The sequence below is a fragment of the Aliinostoc sp. HNIBRCY26 genome, from assembly GCF_050235535.1.
In the GTDB taxonomy this organism is placed as follows: Bacteria; Cyanobacteriota; Cyanobacteriia; order Cyanobacteriales; family Nostocaceae; genus Trichormus.
The window spans coordinates 6,220,493-6,247,483 of sequence record NZ_CP189852.1 but is presented as its reverse complement, the minus strand read 5'-3'; the positions used below and the strand labels follow the sequence as shown (position 1 = coordinate 6,247,483).

20 protein-coding genes and 1 pseudogene are annotated in these 26,991 nt (G+C 40.2%); 12 read left to right on the top strand and 9 right to left on the bottom strand.

Translation table 11 applies throughout. The features are described 5' to 3' along the window. Positions 1–64: 64 nt before the first annotated feature. The 6 genes from ACQFX9_RS26395 to ACQFX9_RS26370 form a co-directional block, all read right to left on the bottom strand. A complete protein-coding gene (locus ACQFX9_RS26395) occupies positions 65–1,231 on the bottom strand; it encodes a Fic family protein (protein WP_427159517.1) in 1,167 nt (388 codons plus the stop codon). 157 nt (positions 1,232–1,388) lie between these two features. Continuing rightward, positions 1,389–3,860 carry an N-6 DNA methylase gene (locus ACQFX9_RS26390; protein WP_427163009.1) on the bottom strand — a complete coding sequence of 824 codons (2,472 nt, stop codon included), beginning with the start codon at positions 3,858–3,860 and terminating at the stop codon, positions 1,389–1,391. 96 nt (positions 3,861–3,956) lie between these two features. After that, positions 3,957–4,586, bottom strand: coding sequence for a hypothetical protein (locus ACQFX9_RS26385; RefSeq protein WP_427159516.1), 630 nt, complete (start codon positions 4,584–4,586; stop codon positions 3,957–3,959). Positions 4,587–4,778: 192 nt separating this feature from the next. Further along, positions 4,779–7,511: a DEAD/DEAH box helicase family protein gene (locus ACQFX9_RS26380; RefSeq protein WP_427159515.1), complete on the bottom strand. Its 2,733-nt coding sequence runs from the start codon at positions 7,509–7,511 to the stop codon at positions 4,779–4,781. A 133-nt stretch (positions 7,512–7,644) separates the two neighbouring features. Further along, positions 7,645–8,073, bottom strand: a complete 429-nt coding sequence (locus ACQFX9_RS26375) for a hypothetical protein (protein WP_427159514.1) — start codon at positions 8,071–8,073, stop codon at positions 7,645–7,647. A gap of 595 nt (positions 8,074–8,668) precedes the next feature. Further along, positions 8,669–10,489 carry an ABC transporter ATP-binding protein gene (locus ACQFX9_RS26370; RefSeq protein WP_427159513.1) on the bottom strand — a complete coding sequence of 607 codons (1,821 nt, stop codon included), beginning with the start codon at positions 10,487–10,489 and terminating at the stop codon, positions 8,669–8,671. Positions 10,490–10,607: 118 nt separating this feature from the next. On the opposite strand from ACQFX9_RS26370, the gene ACQFX9_RS26365 reads away from it, so the two are divergent. The 5 genes from ACQFX9_RS26365 to ACQFX9_RS26345 all read left to right on the top strand — a co-directional run bounded on the left by ACQFX9_RS26365 (position 10,608) and on the right by ACQFX9_RS26345 (position 15,932). Further along, positions 10,608–12,032: a protein kinase domain-containing protein gene (locus ACQFX9_RS26365; protein ID WP_427159512.1), complete on the top strand. Its 1,425-nt coding sequence runs from the start codon at positions 10,608–10,610 to the stop codon at positions 12,030–12,032. A 15-nt stretch (positions 12,033–12,047) separates the two neighbouring features. After that, the gene (locus ACQFX9_RS26360; protein ID WP_427159511.1) at positions 12,048–12,794 is read left to right on the top strand and encodes a M15 family metallopeptidase; all 747 of its coding nucleotides are present in this window, start codon (positions 12,048–12,050) and stop codon (positions 12,792–12,794) included. Between the two features lie 97 nt (positions 12,795–12,891). Then, on the top strand, positions 12,892–13,119 hold the full coding sequence (locus ACQFX9_RS26355) for a hypothetical protein (protein ID WP_427159510.1): 228 nt from the start codon (positions 12,892–12,894) through the stop codon (positions 13,117–13,119). Between the two features lie 222 nt (positions 13,120–13,341). Further along, positions 13,342–14,178, top strand: a complete 837-nt coding sequence (locus tag ACQFX9_RS26350; RefSeq protein ID WP_427159509.1) for an alpha/beta fold hydrolase — start codon at positions 13,342–13,344, stop codon at positions 14,176–14,178. Between the two features lie 59 nt (positions 14,179–14,237). Beyond that, positions 14,238–15,932 (top strand): serine/threonine protein kinase, encoded by a 1,695-nt coding sequence (locus ACQFX9_RS26345; protein ID WP_427159508.1) that lies wholly within the window; start codon positions 14,238–14,240, stop codon positions 15,930–15,932. Between the two features lie 123 nt (positions 15,933–16,055). Here ACQFX9_RS26345 and pdxA read toward each other — a convergent pair whose 3' ends face one another. Continuing rightward, positions 16,056–17,144, bottom strand: a complete 1,089-nt coding sequence (pdxA, locus tag ACQFX9_RS26340; RefSeq protein WP_427159507.1) for a 4-hydroxythreonine-4-phosphate dehydrogenase PdxA — start codon at positions 17,142–17,144, stop codon at positions 16,056–16,058. Between the two features lie 266 nt (positions 17,145–17,410). Here pdxA and petM point away from each other — a divergent pair, with 266 nt between their 5' ends. The 6 genes from petM to ACQFX9_RS26310 all read left to right on the top strand — a co-directional run bounded on the left by petM (position 17,411) and on the right by ACQFX9_RS26310 (position 22,135). Further along, on the top strand, positions 17,411–17,515 hold the full coding sequence (petM, locus tag ACQFX9_RS26335; protein ID WP_103136471.1) for a cytochrome b6-f complex subunit PetM: 105 nt from the start codon (positions 17,411–17,413) through the stop codon (positions 17,513–17,515). Between the two features lie 201 nt (positions 17,516–17,716). Continuing rightward, positions 17,717–18,700 carry an SDR family oxidoreductase gene (locus ACQFX9_RS26330; protein WP_103136472.1) on the top strand — a complete coding sequence of 328 codons (984 nt, stop codon included), beginning with the start codon at positions 17,717–17,719 and terminating at the stop codon, positions 18,698–18,700. Positions 18,701–18,861: 161 nt separating this feature from the next. After that, positions 18,862–19,779 (top strand): NAD(+) kinase, encoded by a 918-nt coding sequence (locus ACQFX9_RS26325; protein ID WP_427159506.1) that lies wholly within the window; start codon positions 18,862–18,864, stop codon positions 19,777–19,779. A gap of 172 nt (positions 19,780–19,951) precedes the next feature. Next, positions 19,952–20,638, top strand: a complete 687-nt coding sequence (gene nblR, locus ACQFX9_RS26320; protein ID WP_427159505.1) for a response regulator transcription factor NblR — start codon at positions 19,952–19,954, stop codon at positions 20,636–20,638. 245 nt (positions 20,639–20,883) lie between these two features. Then, positions 20,884–21,408 (top strand): DUF192 domain-containing protein, encoded by a 525-nt coding sequence (locus ACQFX9_RS26315; protein WP_427159504.1) that lies wholly within the window; start codon positions 20,884–20,886, stop codon positions 21,406–21,408. A gap of 535 nt (positions 21,409–21,943) precedes the next feature. Continuing rightward, complete coding sequence (locus ACQFX9_RS26310; RefSeq protein WP_103140622.1) at positions 21,944–22,135, top strand: DUF2949 domain-containing protein; 192 nt, start codon at positions 21,944–21,946, stop codon at positions 22,133–22,135. Positions 22,136–22,304: 169 nt separating this feature from the next. On the opposite strand, the gene bchB is transcribed toward ACQFX9_RS26310, so the two are convergent. Continuing rightward, positions 22,305–23,831, bottom strand: coding sequence for a ferredoxin:protochlorophyllide reductase (ATP-dependent) subunit B (gene bchB / locus ACQFX9_RS26305; RefSeq protein ID WP_427159503.1), 1,527 nt, complete (start codon positions 23,829–23,831; stop codon positions 22,305–22,307). A 303-nt stretch (positions 23,832–24,134) separates the two neighbouring features. Here bchB and ACQFX9_RS26300 point away from each other — a divergent pair. Beyond that, positions 24,135–24,365: pseudogene (locus tag ACQFX9_RS26300) on the top strand (hypothetical protein). Here the strand turns inward: ACQFX9_RS26300 and ACQFX9_RS26295 are convergent. Beyond that, positions 24,327–26,786 (bottom strand): tetratricopeptide repeat protein, encoded by a 2,460-nt coding sequence (locus ACQFX9_RS26295; RefSeq protein ID WP_427159502.1) that lies wholly within the window; start codon positions 26,784–26,786, stop codon positions 24,327–24,329. The pseudogene ACQFX9_RS26300 and the gene ACQFX9_RS26295 overlap by 39 nt on opposite strands. Between the last annotated feature and the right edge of the window lie 205 nt (positions 26,787–26,991).

The following is a 26,991-nucleotide window of genomic DNA, read 5'->3' as shown; positions in this document are numbered from 1 at the left end:
GGTGTTTAGTCGTGAATCACGACTATTATAATTACAGGGATTGCGCTCAATAGCAACCTTTGGACTATTGATCGTTCTGTGGCAGTGGTGCTAGTTGAAACGGTTGAAAAAGAGCCATGTACGGTTCATAACGATATAGCCGATTTCGCTGCCAGCCTGTAATTTCTTTCAGCAATCCCAGTTCTACAAACTGATCTACTGTTTTGCTGGCTGTAACGTAAGCACACTGAAGATGTTCTTCTACTAGCCTGACGGTGACTATGGGTTGCTGAAAGAGAAGGTCTAATAAGCGTAAGCCGTAATTACTGCTAGAAATCGTCTGACCGATGATTTCACGGTGAGTTTCACGGAGATTGAGAATTGAGCGAGCTGTTGCAGTTGCAGACTGACTCACTTCATAAATTCCTCTGAGAAAAAATTTTAGCCACCCTTCCCAGTCGCCATCTGTGCGAATAGCCATGAGTCGGTCATAGTATTCTATTCTATGGGCTTTGAGGTAATGACTAAGGTATAAGAGGGGACGCTGTAAAATGTTGCGTTCACAGAGTAAAAAAGTGATGAGCAAGCGACCAATACGCCCATTACCATCTAAAAACGGGTGGATAGTCTCAAACTGAGCGTGAGCTAATCCACAAAGGATGAGGACAGGGAACGATGTTGTATCATGCAGAAATTTCTCTAGGTTGTCTAGAGCTTGGTGCATTTCTGTGACTGGTGGTGGAATGAATGAAGCTGTGGCTAAATTACAACCTGCTGGGCCAATCCAGTTTTGACTTTTGCGAAATTCGCCAGGAGTTCTATCCCCTCCCCGTACTCCGTCAACTAGATGGGAGTGGATTTCTCGAATCAGGCGCAGACAAAGCGGAAATTCCTTGAGACGTTCCAAGCCATAGTTCATAGCTCGGATATAGTTGACTACCTCTTCTACATCTTTGGGAATTTCCTGACCTTTGACATCGATTTCAAACTGAAGTACGTCTTCTAAGGTGCTTTGAGTTCCTTCAATCTGCGAACTCAGTACCGCTTCTTGACGGACATACATGGCTACAAACAAGTTAGGATTGGGCAGAATGGAAGTTGAACCATCAAGTCTACCTAAAGCGCGATCGGCATCGGATAGCAGACGGATGAGTTCTGGATCATCCATTTTTATGGGCGGTTCTGGAGGTAAGGGTGCAGGGATAAATGCACTATAGCCTTCAACTTGTTTTACATATCGACCACTTCGCATAATATAACCGGATGAGTGGGAGTCTTATTTTAGTGGCGTGAAATAAGGCAGCTTATTTTAAATCTTATTTTATTTATATCTCATTTTGTAAAATAAGATTTGAGTTCGCCTACTATTCCCCTCATCAAGTGGCTTACTCCAACCCTGGTAAGGTTAGTTAAATTGTTTCAGTTTCTTGCTGATGTACTTTGGTATGGATATATTCAGCAAGATCATCTGTAGATTTTGGTTTTGCCTGTTTTACGCCAATCTCCTGGGATAAAGCTGATACTGCTTCATTATTGAAGTCAGAAGATGTGAGTTCACCCCGAAAGGCACGGTGCAGCATGGTTTGAAATAAATTTTCCGCCTGCCGTTCGACTTCTTGCCTTTGCAATCGGAAACGTTCAAGATTTTGTATAACTTTGGCAATTTCCCTCTGTAATTCAAGAGGTGGAAGTGGTACTCTTAAAGATTTTAAAATTTCTTGATTGATACTTGATTGATTAGAAATATTTGCTTTGGACAACAATTCTTTTCTACTTTCCTTACTCGCTAGGTAGTAAACTAAAAACCAGGGATCTATTTTTGATAAATCTACTCTGCATCGCATTACAGCAGATTCGTATACTGTAGATTCTGGAACATGAGTAACTATTACAGCTTTTCCAACTCCTTCTGGCATTACAGATACACGGTTAATCAAAATATCGCCAGGAAGAATTTGATATTTTTCTAGTTCCTTGTCAGTACATTGTATTCTTTTAGTTTTACTAAAATCAATTGTCAATCCTGCATACAGACTTTTAATTTCTAGAAGTAAAACACCAGAACCAATAAATTCTCTAGGTTTATAAATTCCACTATAAGGTATACTTGTGAGCAGTTCGCCTAATTCATACATATCTAAATTATTGCTTGATTGGATAAATTCAAAACACTGCGATAATTCAAGCAATCCTCTTGTTATTACTTCCTGTAAATTTAAGAGCCTTTCCAGTGTCACATGCGGAAAATCATAAAAAGATACATCATTTTCTATCTGGCGATAACGACTGGCTGATAAATCGTATTTATTAGCCTTTACCTGCGCCTTATTCACCCAAAAATGATGATTTAATTGGTTGATTTCTGATTGTAATGGGGTCATTAATTCATCTAATTTTACTAATCTTTGCTTATTAGATTCCAAAGCAAAGTAGCTAGAGTTATCATGTGTGAGTGCAATTACATTTTCAACACTTAAGCGATTAATTTCTTTGTGCAGTTGCATCCATTCTAATTTTAAAGGCAAGATTTGTTCTTTCAGTAGAGCTAAACGTTCATCTCTTTGTTTATTGAAATCAGTATTAGACCGATTTTTCCAACAATTAAGAATATCAGGAATATCGTTTGCTGCTACAGGTTGCCGTTTGTCATCCAGAGAAAAACCGTCATGTTCCATATCGTAGAACCAAATACGCTCAGTTGTTCCCCCACGAGTAAACAGCAGCACTGATGTAAATCCTTTTGCATAAGGTTTAAACACTCCGGCAGGCATTGAGACCACACCATCCAAGCGGTTTTCTTCAATCATTTTCCTGCGAATTTCGACGTGCGCCTTACTAGAACCAAACAGCACCCCATCGGGGACAATTACCGCACATCTGCTACCCATATCCAAGACGCGCAAAATCAAGTGTAAGAATAGCAACTCTGATTTTTTGCTTTTACCTGCCAATTTTGGATGCACCTCCCCCGCATCAACCGCACCCTTAACTGGCGGATTCATTAAAACTACATCTAGGCTTTGCTCATCATCAAATTTTTTAGAAAGGGTATCCATATAAAAGAAACGTGGATACTCAATGCCATGTAGCATCAAATTCATCAAACCGATGCGTAACATTGTCATTCCTGAATCATTATCGTAAGCAGTAAATGCTTCAGTTTGAAGAAATTCTTGTTCTTCAGGCGTAAGTAAATCACCTACTAAATGCTTATTACCTTGGTCATCATATAAAATTTCTGGGCTGGTATGCTTTTCCAGAATATACTGATAGGCATTGACCAAAAACCCACAAGTACCCGCCGCTAAATCACCAATTCTATCAGTGGGTTTAGGTTCTACCATTTCCACCATCATGCGGATAATATGACGTGGTGTTCTAAACTGTCCATTCCGTCCTGCAATACTCAGCTTTGATAACAGATACTCATATAAATCTCCCTGAACATCCTGATTCTGTTCAGAGATTTTCATCTCATCAATTGCTTTACAAGCTTCAATTAATAGACTTGGTTTATTAATTTTAAATTCCGCAGTTTGCATATACTGACTGAAGGAATTTTTAATTTCATTGGGTTCTTCCTGAGTTTCAGGATTATCAGCTTCATTGACTTCTTCTTGAGTTTCAAGATTATCCTTATTGGGTTCTTCCTGAGTTTTAGGATTACCCATTTCTTTCAGCCAGGGGAAAACCTTATTTTTTACATGATTTAAAGCATCTTCAGCTTTCATCTGTGTCCAATGTCGCCACCGCATTTCTAACGGTACTTTTGGCTGATAATCCTCTTGTTTACGTCGCTTGGCTTGGCGTTCTCTTAAATCCTCAGCTTCATCTAAGCGTTTTAGGAAGAGTAAAAAGGAGAACTGCTCGATAGCATCCATTGGATTGGATAAGCCACCAGTCCATAACTTATCCCAGAGTAGGTCAACTTTTGATTTTAAATTCGTATCAGTTAGCATAATTAAATAGTTATATTTTTATAATTGCTGACATCCATTTCTGATCCAGCACAAGACAGATTCATGTTCTGATGGGGGTGTAGTATTGATATTATAATAAGAGTCTGTTTTGTAAATGTCATCTAAAGAATAATTATCTTCAATTAAAGAATAATTATCTTCAATATCATCATATTCATCATAATTTTTATCAGATAAGTCTGAATCTGATATTTTTTGAGCGGTACAATATAGAGATAGAAAAAACTCATTAACATCGTTATCAAAACTTTGTAAAAGTGCTGAATATACAAATTGCCGACCCTGGTTAGCTAACTTCTGTAATTCCGAATTACAAAAATTATAAGTATTTTTGATTGAATATGTATATTTATGTATTAAATTTATATAATCAAGTAGCTGTTGTTTATTTAAAATATGAATGTCTACACCTGCATATATTTCCTCCTGAATTAAATATATATATTCACGTAATTGTTCTTCATTAAATGCTTCAATTCCCATCCTTAAATCATCAGCTAAATGTTTGTATTCAAATTCAAAACATTCATCTGCTGCTAAACACCAAAAATCTCTATAAATCCCAGCAAGTGATAAAAAATATACTAATTTTTCAGAACGTTCTATTTCGTTAGAGTAACTTGTCAATCCTGCTGTAGTTAAAATTCCTCAAGCTTCCTTAGCCCATTCTAATTCTGCTAAATCATTGCTCCATAAATCAAAAACTTGCTTGGCAGCAAATTCTATACTGTCCCATGTAATTTTTTGTTCTGGTGAAAGCATTTTTTAGTTTTTTTTGGATATTACTCTAGATTGATTCTAATGAAAGAGTTATAGTTTTTATGCTGCTAATTGACCTGTAAATCTTAAAAGCTCATCTACTTCCTGAGTCGTGAATAAACGCTCAATAGCGTTTTTCCCAAACCTTGCCAGTGCGCCTTCATACAAATCTGCCTCTTCTAAAGAACGCTTTTGTAAAAAGACACTCTGCACCGCCCGCAAGAAATTAATCTGATTTGCGTTGTATTGGCGTTGACCAATAAATTCATCAAACTGACGCTTAACTACTTCCTCATAATCAGGAATCGCATCTAACTCCAGCAAATATCTTAAAAATGCCAACAAACTAGCCTTCTTTAACCCGTAAGCTTTACGAATATTAGACTCCGAAAGTTGAATATTACCACCTCCCAAACCTTGACGCAAAGTTCGCTCTAACTCAATTAACTGCATATCTGTCACTGCTGCACCTTGGCGAATAGCGGCGATAGTAGGATGATTCTCAATGATTTCTGTAATTTTCTCTTCAACTCTTTTCTTGTACTCCTCCACATATACTTGTTCACCACCCTCACCAACAGTTATGAAACCACGGGTTTGGACAAAATCAGGCAAGTCTAACTCTAAAAATATACTGGGGCGTTGCCGTCGATTCTTCATCTGGTCAGCTAAAGCAGCAATTACCTGATTCAATTCAGCCGCCGTTGCATTTTTCAACCGGGACGACAAACACAACTTAACTGCGCCTTGCTTGTGTATGTCCTGATGCACAAAATCCGGTAAGCGGCTCACATCGTCAGCAATGGATTGTAAACTATCTGGTTTTGCTCCTCCCGTCTGAATTTCCAGTTTCAACCGCTCCACTTTGCTAGTAAAAGTGGCTGCTGCTACGTCTACACCTGGGACAAACCGAAGTAGTGGAGCAACTTTTATCCGCAGAAATTTTAATTTATCTTGAGTGATGTAAATCCAGAATGAATCTGTCCAAGCTTCCTCAATTTCATTTAGCTGCTTCTTGACAGTAAAAGCATCAGTGGGAATTTCTGCAATTTGTTGGCGCAAACTAGAAATTACCGCTTGACAATCTGGCGACTCTTGCTCACCCAAATATAATTCCAGCAAATCCAAGCGTGTGTTAAAAATTCTTTGGAGTACAGGAATAGTCTGCGCCACTGCTTCTTGTGGCTTCGCCTCAAATTCGTTCTCCCAAAAGTCGATAATCAAAAACTCTTGCTTAGTACGATTTGGCAACCACTCCAAATGTTTACAAGCCTCTTGACTGCGTGTTCCCCGTCCAATCATTTGCCAGAGTTTAATCTGTGATTGCACAGGTTTCATAAACACCAAATTCATTACTTCTGGTACGTCTACCCCGGTGTCTAACATATCCACAGAAATCGCAATCCGAGGCATATCTTCATTTTTGAATTTGCCTGTCAACTTTCCCTTGTATTCGGTCTTGTGAGTAATTACCCGCACCAAGTCCGAATACTGGGGATACATTTCTTCAAACACCTCACACAACCGCAAAGCGTGGTCTTGAGTCAGCGCAAAGATAATTGTCTTCGCTGGTAGTTGTCCAGATTCATCTTTATGACTAACATCAAGAATTTCTTCCCACTGCTTCCGCAAGGTGTCTCTATTACTGACAGTCTTTTCTAACTCTGTTCCTGAATAATCCAAGTCATCCGGGTCAAGACCTTGTTCTATCAACGCATTGCGCTCTTCTTCACTGAGATTTGCCCCTTTAATGCCCTCCTTTTGAAATTTGGTTTGGGCTTGATAAGGACTGAAATCTACTAAATACTTCTCGCTAACTGCTTTTTTGTATTCGTAGAGAAATGTTGGCGTACCATCAAAGCAGTGAAAAGTATTAAAAGTATTACGGTCGATAAAACTGGCTGGAGTGGCTGTCAGTCCTATCATCCGCCCATCAAAATATTCCATTACCTCCTGAAAACGGTTAAAAATTGAGCGATGGGCTTCATCAAAAATAATCAGGTCAAAAAATGCTGGGGTAAATTGTTGATAACATCGCGCCAAAGTTTGCAGCGTTACTGTATATAGCCTTTTGGTTTTATCAATTTTGTGGGTGAAAATGCGATCACATGGTTCATGAGGGATGTACGGCTTAAACCCATCGGTTAAAGCTTGGTCTACTAAATTATCACGGTCAGCAACAAATAATACTTTACGGCTTTGGTTAGCTTGGAGAAACAGGTCAATAATTGCCATTGTGGTGCGCGTCTTCCCTGTCCCTGTCGCCATCACCAACAAAGCCCGACGCTTACCCTCATCCAATGTTTCACATACCCGCCGAATTGCCTCTTGTTGATAGCCTCTACCCGCAATTAGGGTATTAATTGACACGCTGCTTAAGGGAATTTGATTCTGGCGGATATAAAGTAAATTCTCCAAATCAGCAGGCGAGAAAAAGCCAGCGACTTGTCTTTTAGCAGAATTACCCACATCCCAAAAATAAAATTCCCGCCCATTCGTCATAAATGCGAAAGGACGAAAACTTTGATGCTTCTCTATTTCGGTAACGTAATACTCTACCTGTCCTTGAGCAATACGTGGGTCACGGCTTTGTCGTTTTGCCTCGACTACAGCAATCACTTTACCATTGGGCTGATACAAGCAGTAGTCAGTAACACCATTCCAAGGTTCTGCGTCGTAGCCATCCACTGGAATCTCAAACCCTACCTGATTCGAGTCTTGTAAGTTCCATCCTGCTTTTGTTAAAGCTGGGTCAATAAATGCTGTTCTGGTGTTGGCTTCGCTTAACGACATTACAGTATCCTTTCTAACTGTTTTCTACAGAAAGATTACTGTAATTATCTTATTCTGATTGGTTGCGATCGCCAATCTAGTCGAACTATAGAGAAAAATTAAAAGCTTTATTTTTACTTTAATTGTATAAAAATTACTCAGCTTTGATTTTTATTGATTTATCTTGCAAACCCTCTTCAATCATATTTTTCGTATCTATTGCAAACTGTCGACCACACTCACCTCCCATAAGTGACCAACGAACCCATTTAGGAGACGGGTTTTCAAAGTTGTGCCATCCTGGATCATTTTTATCTATTTTGAACTTTTCAAAAAAATCCACCATTGTATTAATATCTTCCATAGTCAGTGGTTTTTGCTCTGCTAATGCTTCACCTAAAGCCAGATTTCTACCGCCACCGAACTTTCTGTGTAGGGCAAGCCCGCGCCTTGCTATATCACTTACTGCCCGTGAAGAAATGATGTGTTTTTCATACTCATTGCCTTCACTGTCAGTAAGTAAGAGAGTCAAAGCCAGCAGTTCAGCCTGAGCTTGAGCAATTAAAGTGAATAGTTTCCCCATTTTTTTAGAATTCTGGACTACCAGACTTAGATAGTATAAAATTTGCCATTCAATTCTAGGCTATGTCCTATTGATTGGCACTGGTAGCCGGGTAGGAGTAGAGAAAGGATTGTTCAATGCGATCGCTAAATTCAGCAAAAATCTTGTTATCGTGTACATTAGGGCTATGTTAACAAGCCTGTTCTGGCTTGTGGCAAGCTTATGCCTCCACTCAGACATTATGCTAGAGGATAAGCTTAAAGAAGATAGAACTAAGCTAGGTGATCAGCACTATTATGTTGGGCAATGCAGCTACTTGCAGTATACCTTAACAAATTCATAGGAATTAACCTATTTACTTGCGAAATTTAGTAATTAATAAATTTTATAGAGATTATTGTACCAAATTCTAGTAAAGTCCGAGTCTACGACTTTTGGTCAGCTAATGCCTCGTATTTCTACTCTTGGTCAACTAATAATTGTTAGTCGGTTACCCTACTGCGATCGCCCTTATGGAAGAATAAGTATTTCAGAGTCTATCTTGGTCAACTATTGGTTGTGACTTAGGACAACTTAAGGTTGTTGTCGCAGATTAGTCCTGTCTTTTGATAGAGTTTCAATGATAACCCGCCGCCTGCAACGAAAATAATCTGGCATATAGTCCCTCACACGCTAACAATTCTTCATGAGTTCCTTGTTCTACTACTTCTCCATTCTCAATTACTACAATTTTGTCTGCCATTCTGACTGTTGAAAAGCGGTGAGATATCAAAAATACCATTTGATGTTCGGTGAGGGTGCGGAAGTGATTGAAAATCTCATATTCAGCTTGAGCATCTATGGCTGATGTGGGTTCATCTAGAACTAAGATATCTGCTTTATTCCGCATAAATGCACGGGCGAGGGCGATTTTTTGCCATTGTCCACCAGATAATTCTTGTCCGTTTTTAAACCATTTACCGAGTTGGGTTTGAAACTGTTGGGGTAAGCGTTCAATAAAGTAGTGGGCTTTGCCTTTTTGGGCGGCGGTTTGCCAACGGGTTGTATCATTGAGGCTATCTACGTCACCTACACCGATATTTTCACCGACGGTGAATTGATAGCGCACAAAGTTCTGAAAAATTACGCCGATGCGTTGGCGGAGTTGATCTACATTCCATGATTGTAAATCTACGCCATCTAATAAAATTCTGCCGGAGTCTGGGGTATATAGTCGAGTCAGGAGTTTAATTAAGGTGGTTTTTCCAGAACCGTTTTCACCAACAATGGCTAATTTTTCGCCTGGTTTTAAATGTAGGGAAATGTTTTGTAAAGCTGGTTTAGAATTTCCAGGATAGGTAAATGTGACGTTTTCAAAGCGGATACCGTCTTGGGGGTCTATTCCTTTAGTGATTTTACCTAGAGGTTGAGTGACTTTTTCTTCGAGGAATTCGTAGAGGTTGGAAAGATAGAGGTTATCTTCATACATTCCACCAATGGAGGTGAGGGCGTTGCTAAAGGTAGATTGTCCTTGGCGAAAAACTGTGAGATACATAGTCATATCGCCTAAAGAAATTCTCCCGACTACGGTTTCAAAGACAATCCAAGCGTAGGCGATGTAAAAGGCGATCGTACTGACTAAGCTTAATAAGTATCCCCACATTCCCCGACGGATAGTTAAATCACGGTCTTCGTGATAGAGTTGATAAAATACGTCGCGGTAACGTCCTAACAGCATTTCTCCTAGTTGATAGAGTTTAATTTCCGTTGCAAAATCTTCTCTAGCTAAGAGATGTTCTATATATTGCTGTCTGCGGGTTTCTGGTGCGCGCCAACTAAATAAACGAAAGGCTTCGCCAGCAAAGCGAGTTTCGGCAATAAAAGCTGGCATGGCTGCCATAATTAAAACAATGACTGCCCAAATGGAGAAGTTAAATAATAAAACGCCGTAGGTGATGAGAGAAAGGGCATTTTGGACTAAGCCAAAGGTACGGTTAACTAATGAGAGGGGACGCGTGGATGCTTCTCGCCTGGCGTTGGTTAATTTGTCATAGAATTCTGAGTTTTCAAAGTGGGGTAAATCTAAAGTCAGGGCTTTTTCTAAAATTAAAACGTTGACTCTTTGGGCTAAAAGGACACGCAGTAGAGATTGACAAATAATTAACCCTCGTTGAGAACCTGCCAGCAGAATGACAGCGATCGCTTCTAAGCCAACATACAATAAAGGTAGGTAAATATTCCCCTCGGTGTTCCTTTGGGGTGCCAATACTACAGCATCCACAATTAATTTACCAAAGTAAGCGATCGCCGCAGGCAGTAAACCAGCCAATAAAGTGAAGCCAGCCAGGATAATTGTCAAACTGCGGCTAGTCGTCCACACTAAATTTATCGCCCGTCCACTGTAACGAAAAACGGCCAGTGATTGACGCAGGAGATGACGTTGCTTTTTACTCTTCATTATTATTCTTATATCGTGAGAGTAATATCCCTGTGGGAAATTCTGAACTTAGTTCACAAAATTTGTATTTGTATTTACCAATTTCTATACTACAAATGTAATCTTATTGCAACTACTTATGAGTTATTGCATCAATCCTCACTGTCCCCAGCCTCAGAATACGGATATCTCGATGTTTTGTGTAGCCTGTGGTTCTGATTTGCTGTTGCAAGGATGCTACAGAGTCATTAGACCATTGGGTATTGGTGGTTTTGGCAAAACCTTTGAAATTGAAGACAACGGTACACAAAAGATTTTAAAGGTTCTCCATAATACTCAACCCAAAGCCATAGAACTATTTCAACAAGAAGCGGCTGTATTACAACAGTTGCACCATCCAGGTATTCCCAGGGTAGAAGCTGACGGATATTTTATTTTTCATCCTAAAAATAGTCCCCCTCTACACTGTTTAATCATGGAAAAAATAGAGGGAATGAACTTAGAAAACTGGATGCAAGCGCGTAATCATGAACCAATTATTGAACGTGCAGCGATACGCTGGTTAAAACAACTCATAGAAATTCTGCAAGTAGTTCACCAAAAACAATATTTCCATCGCGATATTAAACCCCCCAATATTATCCTTAGACCAAATGGACAATTAGCATTAATTGATTTTGGTACAGCCAGAGAAGTCACCCAAACCTTCATGCAAAAGCTAGAAGGACAGCAAGTTACAGGAATTATTTCCGCAGGTTACACTCCTAGCGAACAAATGAATGGTAAAGCCGTCCCCCAATCAGATTTTTTTGCTTTGGGAAGGACATTTGTTTATTTACTAACAGGAAAAAATCCCACAGAATTTAATGAAGAGTACCACACAGGTCAATTACAATGGCGTGAACAGGCTTATCAGATTTCCCCTGGTTTAGCAGATTTAATTGATGGGATGATGCAGCCATTTCCTGGCAATAGACCTCAAAATGCCACAGAAATTTTACAGCGTTTGCAAACTATTGAACAAGCTTTTGTAGATGCGACAAAATCCACGCGATCGCCACAAGTTCCCGTTACAGTTCCCGTAACAAATACACCCCAATCACCACCATCAAAACCACCAGTTAAATTAATAGCTAGCTTTGGTATCATCCTATTAGGAGGAATAGGCGCATATTATGCTTATCAAAATCTTACCCCATCAAAATCACCAGTGAATGTTGATGTGAATATCTCCAAAAATATTATGATATCTCCCAACAGTGCCAACCCAACACCTACACCAACAACTATTATTACTACTAATAACTCTACCAACAATCAACCCACATCAACACCCACATCTGTAATTTCACCAACTCCCATCACTTGCGTTATAGAAGTAGCTGATCCCGAAGATCCTACTTTAAATGTGCGTTCTGGCCCCAGTGTTAACGATACACTTATCGCACAATTAGAAAATGGCACGCCTATATCTGTTGTGCAAACGAAAAATGGTTGGTATTTAATTGATCAACCCCTAAAAGGATGGTTAGCAGCCAATCGCACGCGTAGAGTTTGTAATTAATATCTAAAAAAATCTATGTTTTATCAATCCTTAAGATTTATAATTTTAACCATCACCACATTATTATTAATCGTGAGTTGTCGTCATAGTGAATCGATTAATGCTCAACCCGTTATCCAACAATCAACCCCCAATAATATAGTTATCTCTGCTAGCCCTACTCCCACATCCAATCAACAACAGACAATTCCCGTTACAGACGAGAATCAATTAGTAGATATTCAAACAATTAATCAAAACATCGCCATTGATATTCGCTACGCCACAAAAAATAACTTTCTCAAAAAGCAACTTTACCCCGAAGCTAGGTGTGTACTGCGGTATGGAGTCGCCCAGAAGCTAGCCAAAGTCCAAGCAGATTTAGAGAAAAACCAATTAGGGTTAAAAGTTTACGATTGCTACAGGCCATTATCTGTGCAGAAACTCATGTGGCAGACACTACCAGATAATAGATATGTAGCTAACCCCGCCTATGGTTCTCGACATAATCGAGGTGCAGCCATTGATTTAACACTAGTTAATCGCAACAGACAAGAAATAGAAATGCCCAGTGCATTTGATACTTTTACCCCAGCATCCCACAGAGATTATAGCGGAGGTAGCACGCAATCCCGCAAAAATCGCCAATTGCTAGAAGATGCGATGAAAAAACAGGGATTTACTGGTTTATCAACAGAATGGTGGCACTTTGACGCACCTGGATGGGAAAATTTTCCGGTGATGGATGTGCCGTTTAGTCAGATACATAGGAGTGCTGAGTAATGAGTGCTGAGTGGTGAGTGGTGAGTAATGAGTAATGAGTAATGAGTGCTGAGTGGTGAGTGCTGAGTAATGAGTGAGTTAGGAAATAAATTCTACCTTGTCTACCTTGTCTACCTTGTCCCCAATCCCCAGTCCCCAGTCACCAGTCCCCAATCCCCAATCCCCAGTCACCAGTCACCAGTCCCCAATCCCCAATCCCCAATCCCCAATCCCCAATCCCCAGTCCCCAGTCCCCAGTCACCAGTCCCCAATCCCCAATCCCCAATCCCTAGTCCCCAGTCCCCAGTCCCTATTGCAAAGAGAACATCTCACCTACCCTTGGTAAGTCGAGCCTTTCGCAGTACCATAATAAACGCGCAATTATATCTCTCAGGATGGATGTAATTAGTCAACGTACTTGGAATTTACTCTATCCCCGCAACCAGGATGCCAACTCAGACTTCCCTGATTTTGAATTTTGTAGGCGCAAGCCAATGCTTGGCAACGCTACCGCAAACTCGTAGAGTATTTTGAATTTTGAATTTTGAATTTTGAATTTTTAAAGACAATGCCTGTACGTCAAACTTTAGTAACATCTGAGATTAAATTGTCTTACCTGGAGTGGAATCAAGGTAAAAAACCTTTGCTGCTGCTGCATGGGTTAGCAGATCATGCTTTGGTGTGGTCGAGCTTGGGAGATGATTTAGCGGCGGAGTATCATATAGTTGCGCCTGATATGCGGGGTCATGGTGAAAGTAGTAAGCCAGAAACAGACTATACTTTTTCTAGTGCGATCGCTGATCTAGAATTACTCATGGATCATCTGGGGTGGTCATCTGCTGATATTGTGACTCATTCCTGGACAGGTAAACTAGCTGCTATCTGGGCTAGAGTTAGCCCCCAACGTCTGCGGAGTATGGTGCTAGTTGATCCCATTTTCATTTGGCAAATGCCCAGCCTGTTCCGGCTAACTTTCCCCCTGTTGTACCGTTATCTATCTTTTCTGAAGGGGATGGGGCCATTTACTAGCTACGAAGTAGCCGAAACCCAAGCCAAGCAGTTAAATCAGTATCAGGGTTGGAGTACATTACAACAGCAAGTTTTTCAAACCGGACTAGAACAAAAACCCGATGGTAGTTGGGGTAGTAAGTTCACTATTAACGCCCGTGACGGCATTTTTGAAGATGTGATGCGCGTCCCTGGGTTCATCGCCCCTGTAGACACTCCCTCCCTATTCATCCAGCCAGAACAAGGTTTAAACCGTTTTGACTGGCAAATCAAACCCTATAAAACCTACTTAAAAAATCTCCGCATCTGCCAAGTTCCTGGTAATCACTGGCCTTTTCTAACCGCACCAGCCACATTTAATCAAACAGTTGCATCATTTCTCAAAGATAGGGCATAGGGCTAATCAATTCAAAATTCAAAATTCAAAATTCAAAATTTGACTAATGACTTCACATCATGAGCCTTTGCATAAATCCAGTTTGCCCTAAACCAAATCATCCCCTCAATGGAAAAAACCGCTTTTGTCAAAGTTGTGGTTCTCAGTTGGAATTAGTCGGACGTTATCGAGTCAAACATTTATTGAGTGACACGACTGGATTTGGCAAGGTTTATCTAGCTGAGGAACAAGGTACAGATAAAATTATCAAGGTATTACCAGCAAATTCAGCTACTGATAGCAAAGCTGTAGAATTGTTTCATCAAGAAGCTGTTTTTCTGGGAAAACTCAATCATCCTGGTATTCCTAGAGTAGATGCGTATTTTCAACACCATACTAGAAATGACGTAATTTTATACTGTCTGGTATTAGAAAAAATTGAGGGGATTAATTTAGAAGAGTGGTTAGAAAAACAACAGCAGCTTCTTTCCGAAAAACAGGCGATCGCTTGGTTAAGACAAACAGCAGAGATTTTAGATTTAGTCCACAATCAAGGTTATCTACATTTAAATATTAAACCCTCAAATATTCTTATTCGTCCCAATGGACAACTAGTTTTAATTGACTTCAGCACAGCAAAACAATTAACTCAAAATTACCAAAATCGCAGTAACACGCCTACAATGTCCTCTGGTTATAGCGCGCCAGAACAAATGCAAGGGAAAATGACACTGCGATCAGATTTCTTTGCACTAGGACGCACTTTCACTTTTTTGTTAGCCAGAAAGCATCCCTTAGATATGTATGATGCGCGCCATAATTTATTACATTGGCGTAGATACGCTCATCAATATTCATCTTCATTTTTAAATTTAGTTGATTGGTTGATGACACCAGAAATAAACTATCGCCCAGCCAATTCAAAAGCAATTTTGTTACGTCTAGAAGAACTTACAACTACAAAAAACCATCCTAAATCTGAAGATCATAAAATTATTGCAGAATCTCCAAATATAGAGTTTAAACAACCACAAATCGAGCCTCTCTTATCACCGTCAAGTAAGCACATCCGACAAATATCTCTCACCGCTTTACTGACTGCACTATTAGTTTCCTTGGGATTACTCAGCGTAGTTGCATTTTTAACTTATAATCAGCAGTTTGTCACACTACTCCCAACAGTTACGCAATCACCACACAGAAAAGGCAAAATTGATTATTTTCCTTATGAGGTAGGTAGAGATAACCAAGGCAGAGAAGCAGAATTTAATATAGCTGTTTTATCCGTAGATTATCAATGGTTAGCTGATAGTAACTTTCAAATCACAAATACCAATCAAACCATTAGTCTTGATGTTTTAAAGTTAATGTTAGAGCAAGAGGGCATTCAGGAAATTATGGAAAAACCCACAGAGATAATTTCTGTAGGTACAGCAAATTGTAACTTAAAACTGGCAACTGCCCATAGTCGAGCTTTAGAACGTTCTCAAAATGTCCAGAATTTAGTAAAAAAAATATTTAAAAATACTAATGTCAGAAATTATAGTGTATTAAATTTAGGAAGATTTCAAAAAGAGGGCTGTGAAAAGGACAAACAATTAAGTAGATATCAAAATAGTGTAATTATTATGGGTATGAGAAACCAAACCAAAGGTATTATTGTCAATGAAGCCTTAAGAGACAGATTGAGAAATAAACCTTTCGCTGATTTTAAATTAGAAGATTATTCGTTAGGTTCAGCAGATAAATTTAAAATTATCCCTGATAAACGTTGATAAGCTGTTGTAAATTTAGCTCGCGTGAATAACTAACGACTAATGACTATTGACTATTGACTAATGACTATTGACTAATGACTAATGACTAATGACTATTGACTAATGACTATTGACTAATGACTATTGACTATTGACTAATTTCCTTTGATTAACCAACTCAACCCCTAACTCTATAGCTGCTTTCATACTAGTAGCATCAGCGATTCCCTTACCTGCAATATCAAATGCTGTTCCGTGATCAGGGGAAGTGCGAACAAAAGGTAGCCCAATAGAAGTATTTACCGCACGGTCAAAAGCCATTAACTTCACGGGAATTAAACCTTGGTCGTGATAAAGTGCCAAATAAGCATCGGCGGGATTTTTGGTTTGAGAAATACCATACCAAGCTTGACCAGGCTTAACCCACATTGTATCAGGAGGAATTAGTCCTTCTAGCTGAAAATTAGGGCGTTTTTGCTGTTCTGACTCTAGCCAAGGAATCAACCAATCTTGTTCCTCAGTTCCTAATTGTCCTTGTTCGCCACTGTGGGGATTTAAACCTGCGATCGCAATTCTCCCATGAGTAATGCCAAAATCTTGCTCTAAACACTCCACCAACAAATCTAATTTTTTGCTTAATAACTCTGGTGTAAGAGTATCTGCAACTTGCGATAGGGGAATGTGGGTAGTAGCTAATAAAGTGCGGAGTGTCCAACCAGTGTAAGGCGATCGCGCCACGAATAACATCCCAAACCTCGTCACACCAGCCTTTTGGGCTAATAATTCCGTTTGTCCTGGATAGTCATGACCTGCGGCTTTCCACGCGGATTTAGCAATTGGGGCTGTAACAATTCCATCAAATGCACCAGCTAGAGTTTGTGCGATCGCATATTCCATATAAGCAAAACTAGCCGCACCACTAGCTGCATTTCCCACACCTGTAATAATTTCTGCTCTCTGAATATCTGTATTTAACGGCACATCCAGGACATTTAACTCAGAGGGATTCACCAAAGGCGTTAAATTCTCAGTCATCAGTTCTTCATATATTTGTAGCAGCAAATCCCGATTACCGATGACAGTCAACTCACAGTTTTGATCAATTTCAGGATTTGCTAAAGCCTTTAAAATCACCTCCGGGCCAATACCAGCCGGATCTCCCATAGTAATCGCCAAACGTGGACGCTGTGGTTGTAAATTTACCACCAAATCTTGATTAGTTTGATACATAAGGATTGGGGGTTGGGGATTGGGGATTGGGGATTGGGGACTGGGGACTGGGGAGACAAGGTAGACAAGGGAGAAGAACTAATGACTAATGACTATTGACTATTGACTATTGACCATTGACCAATATTAGAGATTGACCATCAAACTGGTTTAGAATTATTTACACAGGTCTAATCCTAATCAGTAGCCCCACCAAGCATGAGAATCATCATGTGGTTTGGTCTTCTGCCCTTACAGATCCACTATTTACAAAGGAGAATACACCAATGAGCAGCGAAATGTTAACAGCAGCTATCCTACCCTTTAGCCTGATCTTCGTAGGCTGGGCTTTAGGTGCTTTGTTGTTGAAGATCCAAGGTGCAGGAGAATAATCTTACCTGATAGCCGTTGACGAGAGACTACAACTTTTACTCTCTACACAAAAAAATAGCTTGTCCGCCAACCGGACAACGCTGTTTCAAATAGTCTCTCGGTATTCATGACGATTTCCTTAAAAAGAAGTAAACTTTTGTTTACAGATACAATTCTGTTAAGATTCTTTTCATAAAAGTTTAAAAATTGTTAATACCCTCATGACATTATTGATAGTTGGTGCTACTGGCACTTTAGGAAGACAAGTGGCTCGTCGTGCGATCGATGAGGGATATAAGGTACGTTGTCTAGTTCGCAGTGCTAAAAAAGCAGCTTTTTTGAAAGAGTGGGGTGCAGAACTAGTAAAAGGTGATTTGTGTTACCCTGAAACCCTCACAGCCGCACTAGAAGGTGTGACAGCAGTAATTGATGCTGCGACCTCCCGTGCTACCGATTCCTTGACTATTAAACAAGTAGACTGGCAAGGTCAAGTAGCTTTAATCCAAGCGGCAAAAGCTGCGGGTGTAGAGCGTTTTATATTCTTTTCTATTCTTGATGCCGACAAGTACCCAGAAGTCCCCCTGATGGAGATTAAGCGGTGTACTGAACTATATTTAGCTGAATCTGGAATTAATTACACAATTTTGCGCTTGGCCGGTTTTATGCAAGGATTAATCGGTCAATATGGCATACCTATTTTAGAAGGGCAACCCGTTTGGGTAACTGGTGAATCCTCACCAGTCGCTTATATGGATACTCTAGATATTGCTAAGTTTGCTGTACGTGCTTTGAGTGTGCCAGAAACCGAAAAACAAGCCTTCCCTGTGGTGGGAACTCGTGCTTGGAGTGCAGAAGAAATTATCAGTTTGTGTGAACGCTTATCTGGCAAAGAAGCCAAAGTACGACGAATGCCAATCGGCCTGCTAAGGACTGTGCGCCGCATTGCTAGCTTCTTCCAGTGGGGACTGAACGTAGCAGATAGACTAGCATTTACAGAAGTTTTGGCGAGTGGTAAGCCTTTAAACGCGCCAATGGATGAAGTGTATCAAGTATTTGGACTAGAAAAAGAACAGACAGCAACTTTAGAAAGTTACCTACAGGAATATTTCAACCGGATTATGAAAAAGCTCAAAGAGCTAGATTACGAGAAGACTAAAAAGCAAAAATCTAAAAAGACCCCGTTTAAAAAGGTTAATAGTCAATAGTTTTGGTCAAACAGAGCCATTAGACATAGGAGCAAATTATTGTTAACTGTGGACTGTGGACTGTTGACTGTTGACTTTTGACTCTATACTAATGACTCGTGATCCAAAATGTGTAAGGATTACATAAGAAAAAGCATCGCCTAGTATTTGGATATTTGAGTGTGCCGAAAGCAGGCATTATCTACAATGACGTTAAACCGATAGCCGTTCGTGTGGCTATCGAAATCAAAGACAAGCTAACCGCAGCCGGTTGGGATGTATGTATGACATCAAGCATCGGTGGCATTTTGGGCTACTCTAATCCAGAAAGTCCTGTATGCCACACTCCTCTTGATGGTCTAACGCCGCCTGGGTTTGACTCAGAAATGAAGTTTGCGATTGTTCTGGGGGGGGACGGCACTGTATTAGCAGCGTCGCGCCAGGTGGCTCCTTGTGGGATTCCCATTTTGGCGGTGAACACCGGACACATGGGATTTTTGACGGAAACTTATCTGAATCAATTACCCCAAGCCATAGAACAAGCAATGGCGGGTGAGTATGAACTGGAAGAGCGCGCCATGCTCACTGTGAAAGTTTTACGGGGAGAATCCGTACTTTGGGAAGCTCTATGCTTAAACGAAATGGTATTACATCGAGAACCATTAACCTCGATGTGCCATTTTGAAATTGCTGTAGGTCGTCATGCACCGGTTGATATTGCTGCTGATGGGGTAATTGTATCAACACCCACTGGCTCTACAGCTTATTCCTTAAGTGCAGGTGGCCCGGTGGTAACTCCTGGTGTACCCGCATTACAGTTAGTACCTATTTGTCCGCATTCATTGGCTTCTAGGGCTTTAGTCTTTCCTGACACCGAACCTGTGAATATTTATCCGGTGAATATTCCGCGCTTGGTGATGGTAGTAGATGGCAATGGGGGTTGCTACGTTTTTTCAGAGGATCGTGTATATTTAGAGCGATCGCCTTACAGCGTCAAATTCATTCGCCTACAACCACCAGAATTTTTCCGTATCTTGCGCGAAAAATTAGGTTGGGGTCTACCTCATATTGCCAAACCCACTTCGGTAGAATTACCTTAGTCATTAGTCAATAGTCATTAGAGAACAGGGAACAGGGAACAGGGAACAGGGAACAGTTTTTCTCATCTTCTACCTTGTCCACCTTGTCTACCTTGTCTCCCCAATCCCCAGTCCCCAATCCCCAATCCCCAGTCCCCAGTCCCCAATCCCCAATCCCCAATCCCCAACGGTTATGACAGCAGTTCACAATCCTTGTGTTTTAGTCATAGAAACCGATGACAGCTTGGCTAATCAGCTTTCTTTTGATTTGCAGGAAGCTGGTTATGAGTCTGTTTTGGCCAGTGATGCGTCTAGTGGCTTGCAATACTATCGCGATCGCCAACCTGCTTTAGTAGTTGTAGACCGAATGCTTGCAGGTGAGTCAGGATTGGCGTTATGTAAAAATCTCAGGAATGCGGGAATGCGATCGCCTGTGTTAGTTCTAATGGCTAGGGATACAGTAGATGATCGGGTGGCTTGTTTAGAAGCTGGTGCTGATGATTACATTCTTAAACCCTATCGCTCAGAAGACTTTTTAAAGTTAATACGGCTTTACCTCAAACCCGATATTGATACCACCGAACAGTTACGTTTTGGTGATCTAATTTTAGATATAGCTAGCCGTCGTGCCATCTACAACGGACGGATAGTGGATTTGACGATGAAAGAATTTGAACTTTTAAAATTCTTAATGGAACATCCCCGCGAAGTCTTAACGCGTGAGCAGATTTTAGAAAACGTTTGGGGTTACGACTTCATGGGCGAATCTAACGTCATAGAAGTTTATATTCGCTACCTACGTCTAAAAATCGAAGAAGAAGGACAAAAACGCCTAATTCAAACAGTACGCGGTGTAGGCTACGTACTCAGAGAGTCTTGAATTAGTCATTAGTCAATAGTCATTAGTCAATAGTCATTAGTCAATAGTCATTAGAGAACAGGGAACAGGGAACAGGGAACAGGGAACAGTTTTTCTCATCTTCTACCTTGTCTACCTTGTCCCCAATCCCCAATACTTCGACAAGCTCAGTACAAATCCCCAGTCCCCAATCCCCAATCCCCAACCAGGCTATTTTTGAAAAATTTCTGTAAAATCGATATCTAAATAACTAAATTAAAAATTGTATGATGCGTTGGTTAAGTTTTTTTCCGATGCTGTTGAGTGTTTTATTAATGGGGTGTTCTGTGCAATCCACTGCTCAATCTCCGACAGCAAACCCTACTAACACTCAAACACCAGCATCACTGGGGCAAACATTACCTATTTCTGCTCAAGCAACAGTTCCCAATGGTACCAAGATTGAGTTAGAAGTGGCGCGAACACCAGAACAACAACAACTAGGACTGATGTATCGCCCAGCTTTACCCGACAATCGCGGAATGTTATTTGAACTTCCTTCAGCGCAATCAGTGCGGTTTTGGATGAAGAATGTACCTGTGGCTTTGGATATGGTTTTTCTACACAATGGTGTAGTGAGATATATTCAAACTGCTGCTCCTCCTTGTCCTAATGAACCTTGTCCTACCTATGGAACTGATGTCCCAATTGATCAGGTTATTGAGTTGCGAGCAGGACGCGCTCAGGAATTAAGTCTGAAGAAAGGAGACAGTATAAAAATTGAATTTTTAAATACTAAGGATTTACCCTAAAAATTCTTGGACTTGCTGATTTGTGTAGTTTCTAGCTCATCAAAATTCATAATCTTTACGTAAAAAATCTATCAAGTATACGTAAAATAATGAATTTTGAGGCTACTATCTAGTATGATGTCAAAAATGTTAAATCTCAAGATTGATCAGGTAGAGTCACAAGCTGGTGAATTTCATTGCCTAATATCTGACTTTTGGCATAAGTGTAATCAGCCACGCATAAGGCACTATTAGCTATGGAATCTTAATTATTGAATGTGTAGCCAAACACCACTTCAATAGCCAAGATATCATCCATGTCTCATGCTCACTTTGAGTCATAACAATCAGCAGTAAAACATCGCTATAGCTAATAAAATCTGGTTTGTTCCCCGTCTATGAGGATAAATAGTTTTATTCTCATAAAAATACCCAAATTGACTAGAGTGTTTATCCGGTAAATGTACATTCACTTGTGAAGTAATAGTTGCAAGGCTACATATCAATGAAAAACCAATACTTAACAGTAAATGCTCAACAAGGAGGTGAGTTACAAATGTCACCATCTACATATTCACGACTAATTCATTTTCTTCAGGAAGATTTATCAATTTCTGCTGCATCTTTAGCGGTGGCGTTGCGACATCGTGAACAAGACCCTGGCCCTCTACCGATGATTCTGTGGCAATATGGTTTGATTACGTTAGAACAACTAGAAAAAATTTATGACTGGCTGGAAACAGCGTAGAATCTGAATTCTCAAAAAGGAGAATCAAATTATGCTATGTCTACTCTGTCTCTTGCTGGGACTGATTGATAGAGAAGCTGTGTCCTGTATTTTCTATTTATTTCCTGACAAATTCTATAAAAGGGCGAGTTAATTACTTAACTCGCCCTTTTATGTAATTATGTAAAAATTAAGCTCCGACGGCTTCTTTAGCAGCGTAAAGCACTTCAGCCGATATATCTTTAAAACCGCGATCGCGGGCAAATTTTTCGGTGTTACGCTTCACTTTCCCCCTGACAAACCCAGGAATTTTATTTAATTCTGCTAAACCATCTTTTGTCCAATTTAAGTCAGATTCCGCAGAAATTCCTTTAGTAATGACTTCTTTGGTATCGTGTCCACCAAAGATTTCTAATAGATGATCTTCCATTCCTAAAGTGAAGGAATTGTAGATTAAATCTGTAATTTGGTTTGTCCCTTCATAACCCAAGAATGGTTTATAACCGATGGGGAAGTTTTGTACATGAATAGGTGCAGCAATTACACCGCAGGGAATATCCAAACGTTTCCCGACGTGGCGTTCCATTTGTGTCCCGAAGATGGCGGAGGGTTCAACGCGGGCGATCGCATCCCCGATTATGCCATGATCATCGGTAATTAGGACTTCATCGCAATATTCGCTGACTTGTTCTCTGAACCAATCAGCATCATATTTGCAGTATGTCCCCGCCCACACAACATGAATTCCCATTTCTCGTGACAAAATCTTGGTCATAGCCGCAGCGTGGGTACTGTCACCAAAGACTACAGCTTTTTTCCCTGTCAAGTTTTGACAGTCGATGGAACGGGAGAACCAAGCAGCTTGGGAGACATACAGGGTCTGTTCGTTGATATATTCTTCATAGTCAACGTTCGCGCCTTGTTCGTTGATTACCTGCTGAATTTTACGGATACATCTAGCAGTTTCTACTACACCCATCGGGGTAATATCTATATAAGGTGTACCAAACTCAGCTTGTAGATAATTAGCTGTCATTGAGCCTAGTTCCCGATAAGGGACGAGGTTAAACCAAGCTTTTGGTAAGTTTTTTAACTCATGGACTGACGCACCTTCAGGAATGACGGCGTTTACCTCAATTCCCAAATCAGCCATTAGCTTTTTGAGTTCTGTACAGTCGTGATTATTGTGAAAACCCAGGGTAGAAATCCCGATGATGTTAACTGAGGGTTTTTCGGTTTTGCTGCTGGGGAGTTCGCCTTTTTTGCGGGCTTTCTCAATGTAGTATTGTACGATTTGGACGAGAGTGCGATCGCCTGCTTGCAGTTCATTAACGCGGTAGTGGTTGACATCCGCCAACAGTACGTCACATTTGGCTTCTATTTGCGCCCGTTCGACAAAATTGTGCAGGTCTTCTTGCAAAATACTAGAGGTACAAGTAGGAGTTAACACAATTAAATCTGGGTGTTCCTCTGCATCTTTGCGGGTGATGTTATTAACCACCTTTTCTTGAGAACCACGCGCCAAAACGTTGCGGTCAACTACACTGGCTGTAACTGGGGTAAAGTCCCTTTCCCGCGATAACATGGAGCGCATGACGTTAAAGTAATCATCGCCCAAAGGCGCGTGCATAATAGCATGGACGTTTTTAAAAGAACTAGCGATTCTTAGAGTACCAATATGGGCTGGGCCTGCATACATCCAGTAAGCCAATTTCATTAATATCTTCTCCTAAATGGGGATTGGGGACTGGGGATTGGGGACTGGGTAGAGAACAATAAAAATAATCTTTTACTTTTTGCCTTTTACCTTTTGCCTTTTACCTTTTTTAATGTGGCGATTTTGAGAAACTACTTCCTGATTATGATTCAGTTGGCACTTGAAACAACTTCATGGGTTTTAAATTACATGAATCTTAAAGTTCAGCAAATTTTGTTATCAATGTTGGGTTGTCAAGATGTACTAAAATGCGAGGCGGGAATACAAGTTATGGCAATATAATTACTGACGAACAATGAAGCTATGCAAGCTAAAGTTCAGGAACAACTTTCTATTGTTGATGCAGAAATTATTTTAGAGCGTCTACCTGAGCGCATTCGAGCTGCTTTAATTGCTCGTGCTACTGAAATTGAGTACCCCATTGAAGCAGTTATTGAAATGGCGTTCACGTAGTGTCTCTGAAAGAGAATCGCTAGTTTTCTGGACTCAGAAGCGTTAGGTTTTGCAGATTGTAAACCTGGACGCGGAATTTGAAATTTTGTTAACTTGCTTAGGAGCTTTTATTTCAGTAAATAGCTGCTTTGCTTGGTAAAAATTTATTTCACTTTTATCATAATTGGACATTTTTTGATATGTTAAGCCTAATTGAAAATAGGCTTCTGCTAGGTCACATTTAGCACCAATTTTTTCTAATAGTTCGATGGCTTCTTGGTGGTGAGTTAGAGCTAGTTGGTAATCTGCTTGCTGGCGATAGATTTCTGCTAAACTAGTCAATGTTTTGGCTTTAACCTGCATATAATGACTGGCTTCGGCAAAGGTTAAGGCTTGCTGAAACATTTCTGTAGCTTTGCTAAAATCTCCAAGGTTGATGTAAGTTTGACCTAAGATTTGCATGAAGTAGGCAAATCTACCAGTTTTTACCAGTTTTTCTTGCGTAATATTTTGATAAGCTACATCTGCTAAGGCAAAAGCAGCATCATTTAAGCCTAAATAGGAATTCACTAAGGCTAAACATACTGAAGCTTTTTCAGCCCAGCTATGATGGTCAGTATTTTGTGCTAAATAAATTACTTGTTGAAATAAATCGGCGGCTGTTTCTAGTTCCCACAAATCTATTTTGTAAAGACCAATACTTAACAGCGAATCTACTTCTAACATTCTCAGATAGTAGACTTTATGTTTATTTTCTGGTTGTGGTACAAGGGATTTGAGGGCTTGTGTGGCTAGATTGATGGTTTTTTCTTGACAGGTTATAGCTTGGCTAATCTTGCCTGTAATCCAATATAAATCACCTAATATATTGTATAGTTCAATCAGGTTATCCTCAAACTCAATATTATTTACCACTTGATTAATTGCAGTTAATATCGGTTGAGTAAATCCCATCCGATACAATGTACTACCCAAAGGTAGGAACTGTTGCCATTGATTATTGCGACTTTTGAGAATCACTTTACCTGCTAAATCAAAGGCGTTAATTTCTATGTAGTGATAATATGCTTCTAAAGCCTGTAAAGCATCTGAAAATGTCGCAATTTCGGTGACGCTAGCTGTCCAAAATTCGGCGGCTTTGTGGTTGGTAATTTCCCAATCATCGCTATTGCGTAAACGTGCGATCGCTTCGGCTCGAATTACCGGATGTAGCCAATATTCTCCTTGCTCACACTCGATTAAAGAGCGATTTCTCAGGGAAGTAATAATCTGACGATGTTCGGTTTTTGGTACATCCCAAAGTAAACAAAATAATCCTGACGAGGGAATTTTAGGGATATCTTGATAACGGTAACATCCCAAACGACACAGCAGGCGATAAGCTTGGGAATCAAGGTTTTGCAAGCGATTAATTTGGCTGACAGCTAAATTTTTTAAGTCGGTTGCTGCTAAAGGATCTGTGTGATTTTCTTGCCAATATAAAGTCAAATCACCACCACAATCCTCTTGAATTGCACCGCAAATAATGCCCATTGCTTTGGCATTACCGCCATAGGTATGATGTATTTGTTGCAAAGTGGGCGTGTCGATAATTAAGCCTCGGTGACTAAAAAATTTCAGCCATGCACCTTGGTCTAAACTCGGCAGTCGATAGTGATGTATATTAATTCCAGGTTCACACAGGCGATCGCGACTAGTAATTAGAGTCACAGATTGTACCCGCACATCAGCCAAAACCCGCAACAGTTCTACATAACTGCGGTGAGGCGCAATCAATTTTCCTTGATGATCTAATGCTGGTTCAAAATTATCAATTAACACCCCAACTCGTCGGTGATGGAGTTGGCGTTTGAGTCTTCCCAACGTCACCCCAAACTCCACCCCTGGTTCTTCCCCAAAGTCTTGTTTTAGCCACTCCTCCACCACCCGTTCCACCGACGTAATATTTTGGCTTTCCTTCGCCATTAATAGTTCTAAAACCAAGTCAAAACCCTGATTTTGCAGATATTGCTGGGCAAGAGTCGTTTTACCTAACCCTCCCTCACCCTGGATAACAATTACCTTCGCACCTTGATTTACCAAAGTATTCAGGTGAGCGATCGCGTCTTGTCTTCCAATAAAATTAGTATCTTCTAGTGTTGAGACAGTTTGCAAACCTAACCCCCCTTTCCTGCAAGGGAATGGGGGAAAATTACTCCCCTCGCCTTGTAGGAGAGGGGTAGGGGGAGAAGTTAAGCAAAAAGTATTGGATATAGCAGAAGTTTTTCTCAGAACTCGTTCCAAAGTAGTGCGACAATTGCTTTTAGTAATCTTCTGTCGCAAAACCTGAGAAAGTAACTTCCATAATTGTGAGCCTACATCCTTAACGTGTCCTTCCGTACAACCGTAACTGCGGGCGATATCTAAATATTTTCTACCCAACCAAACCTGCTGAAGAATCACTTTTTGCAAATCGCTCAATCTTTCCCCAGTTTGAGCAGGAATGATGCTTTCTAACCATGTTAATGCTGCTTCAGCGTTCATTGTGTAACGATGAGGGTAGTTAGATTTTACAACTATAGATTAATCTACAGTTTTTCTCCCCCAACTTTCGGATAAGTTTTTATGAATCCGACTTTTTACCCGACTTTTCCTAATGTTTGAAAAGTCATGATTGATGTATCAACATATTTTTACCTCACCCTAAATATCCCCTTGAAAAAGGAGAGGTAACTAAATTATCAATTGC

Coding starts and splice junctions, on each gene's coding strand:
- ACQFX9_RS26395 (WP_427159517.1), bottom strand. CDS start 1,231: ATGCGAAGTGGTCGATATGTAAAACAAGTTGAAGGCTATAGTGCATTT.
- ACQFX9_RS26350 (WP_427159509.1), top strand. CDS start 13,342: ATGCCTGTACGTCAAACTTTAGTAACATCTGAGATTAAATTGTCTTAC.
- ACQFX9_RS26360 (WP_427159511.1), top strand. CDS start 12,048: ATGTTTTATCAATCCTTAAGATTTATAATTTTAACCATCACCACATTA.
- petM (WP_103136471.1), top strand. CDS start 17,411: ATGAGCAGCGAAATGTTAACAGCAGCTATCCTACCCTTTAGCCTGATC.
- ACQFX9_RS26310 (WP_103140622.1), top strand. CDS start 21,944: ATGTCACCATCTACATATTCACGACTAATTCATTTTCTTCAGGAAGAT.
- ACQFX9_RS26380 (WP_427159515.1), bottom strand. CDS start 7,511: ATGTCGTTAAGCGAAGCCAACACCAGAACAGCATTTATTGACCCAGCT.
- ACQFX9_RS26370 (WP_427159513.1), bottom strand. CDS start 10,489: ATGAAGAGTAAAAAGCAACGTCATCTCCTGCGTCAATCACTGGCCGTT.
- ACQFX9_RS26295 (WP_427159502.1), bottom strand. CDS start 26,786: ATGAACGCTGAAGCAGCATTAACATGGTTAGAAAGCATCATTCCTGCT.
- ACQFX9_RS26315 (WP_427159504.1), top strand. CDS start 20,884: ATGATGCGTTGGTTAAGTTTTTTTCCGATGCTGTTGAGTGTTTTATTA.
- ACQFX9_RS26390 (WP_427163009.1), bottom strand. CDS start 3,860: ATGGATGCTATCGAGCAGTTCTCCTTTTTACTCTTCCTAAAACGCTTA.
- ACQFX9_RS26365 (WP_427159512.1), top strand. CDS start 10,608: ATGAGTTATTGCATCAATCCTCACTGTCCCCAGCCTCAGAATACGGAT.
- ACQFX9_RS26330 (WP_103136472.1), top strand. CDS start 17,717: ATGACATTATTGATAGTTGGTGCTACTGGCACTTTAGGAAGACAAGTG.
- pdxA (WP_427159507.1), bottom strand. CDS start 17,144: ATGTATCAAACTAATCAAGATTTGGTGGTAAATTTACAACCACAGCGT.
- ACQFX9_RS26345 (WP_427159508.1), top strand. CDS start 14,238: ATGAGCCTTTGCATAAATCCAGTTTGCCCTAAACCAAATCATCCCCTC.
- bchB (WP_427159503.1), bottom strand. CDS start 23,831: ATGAAATTGGCTTACTGGATGTATGCAGGCCCAGCCCATATTGGTACT.
- ACQFX9_RS26375 (WP_427159514.1), bottom strand. CDS start 8,073: ATGGGGAAACTATTCACTTTAATTGCTCAAGCTCAGGCTGAACTGCTG.
- nblR (WP_427159505.1), top strand. CDS start 19,952: ATGACAGCAGTTCACAATCCTTGTGTTTTAGTCATAGAAACCGATGAC.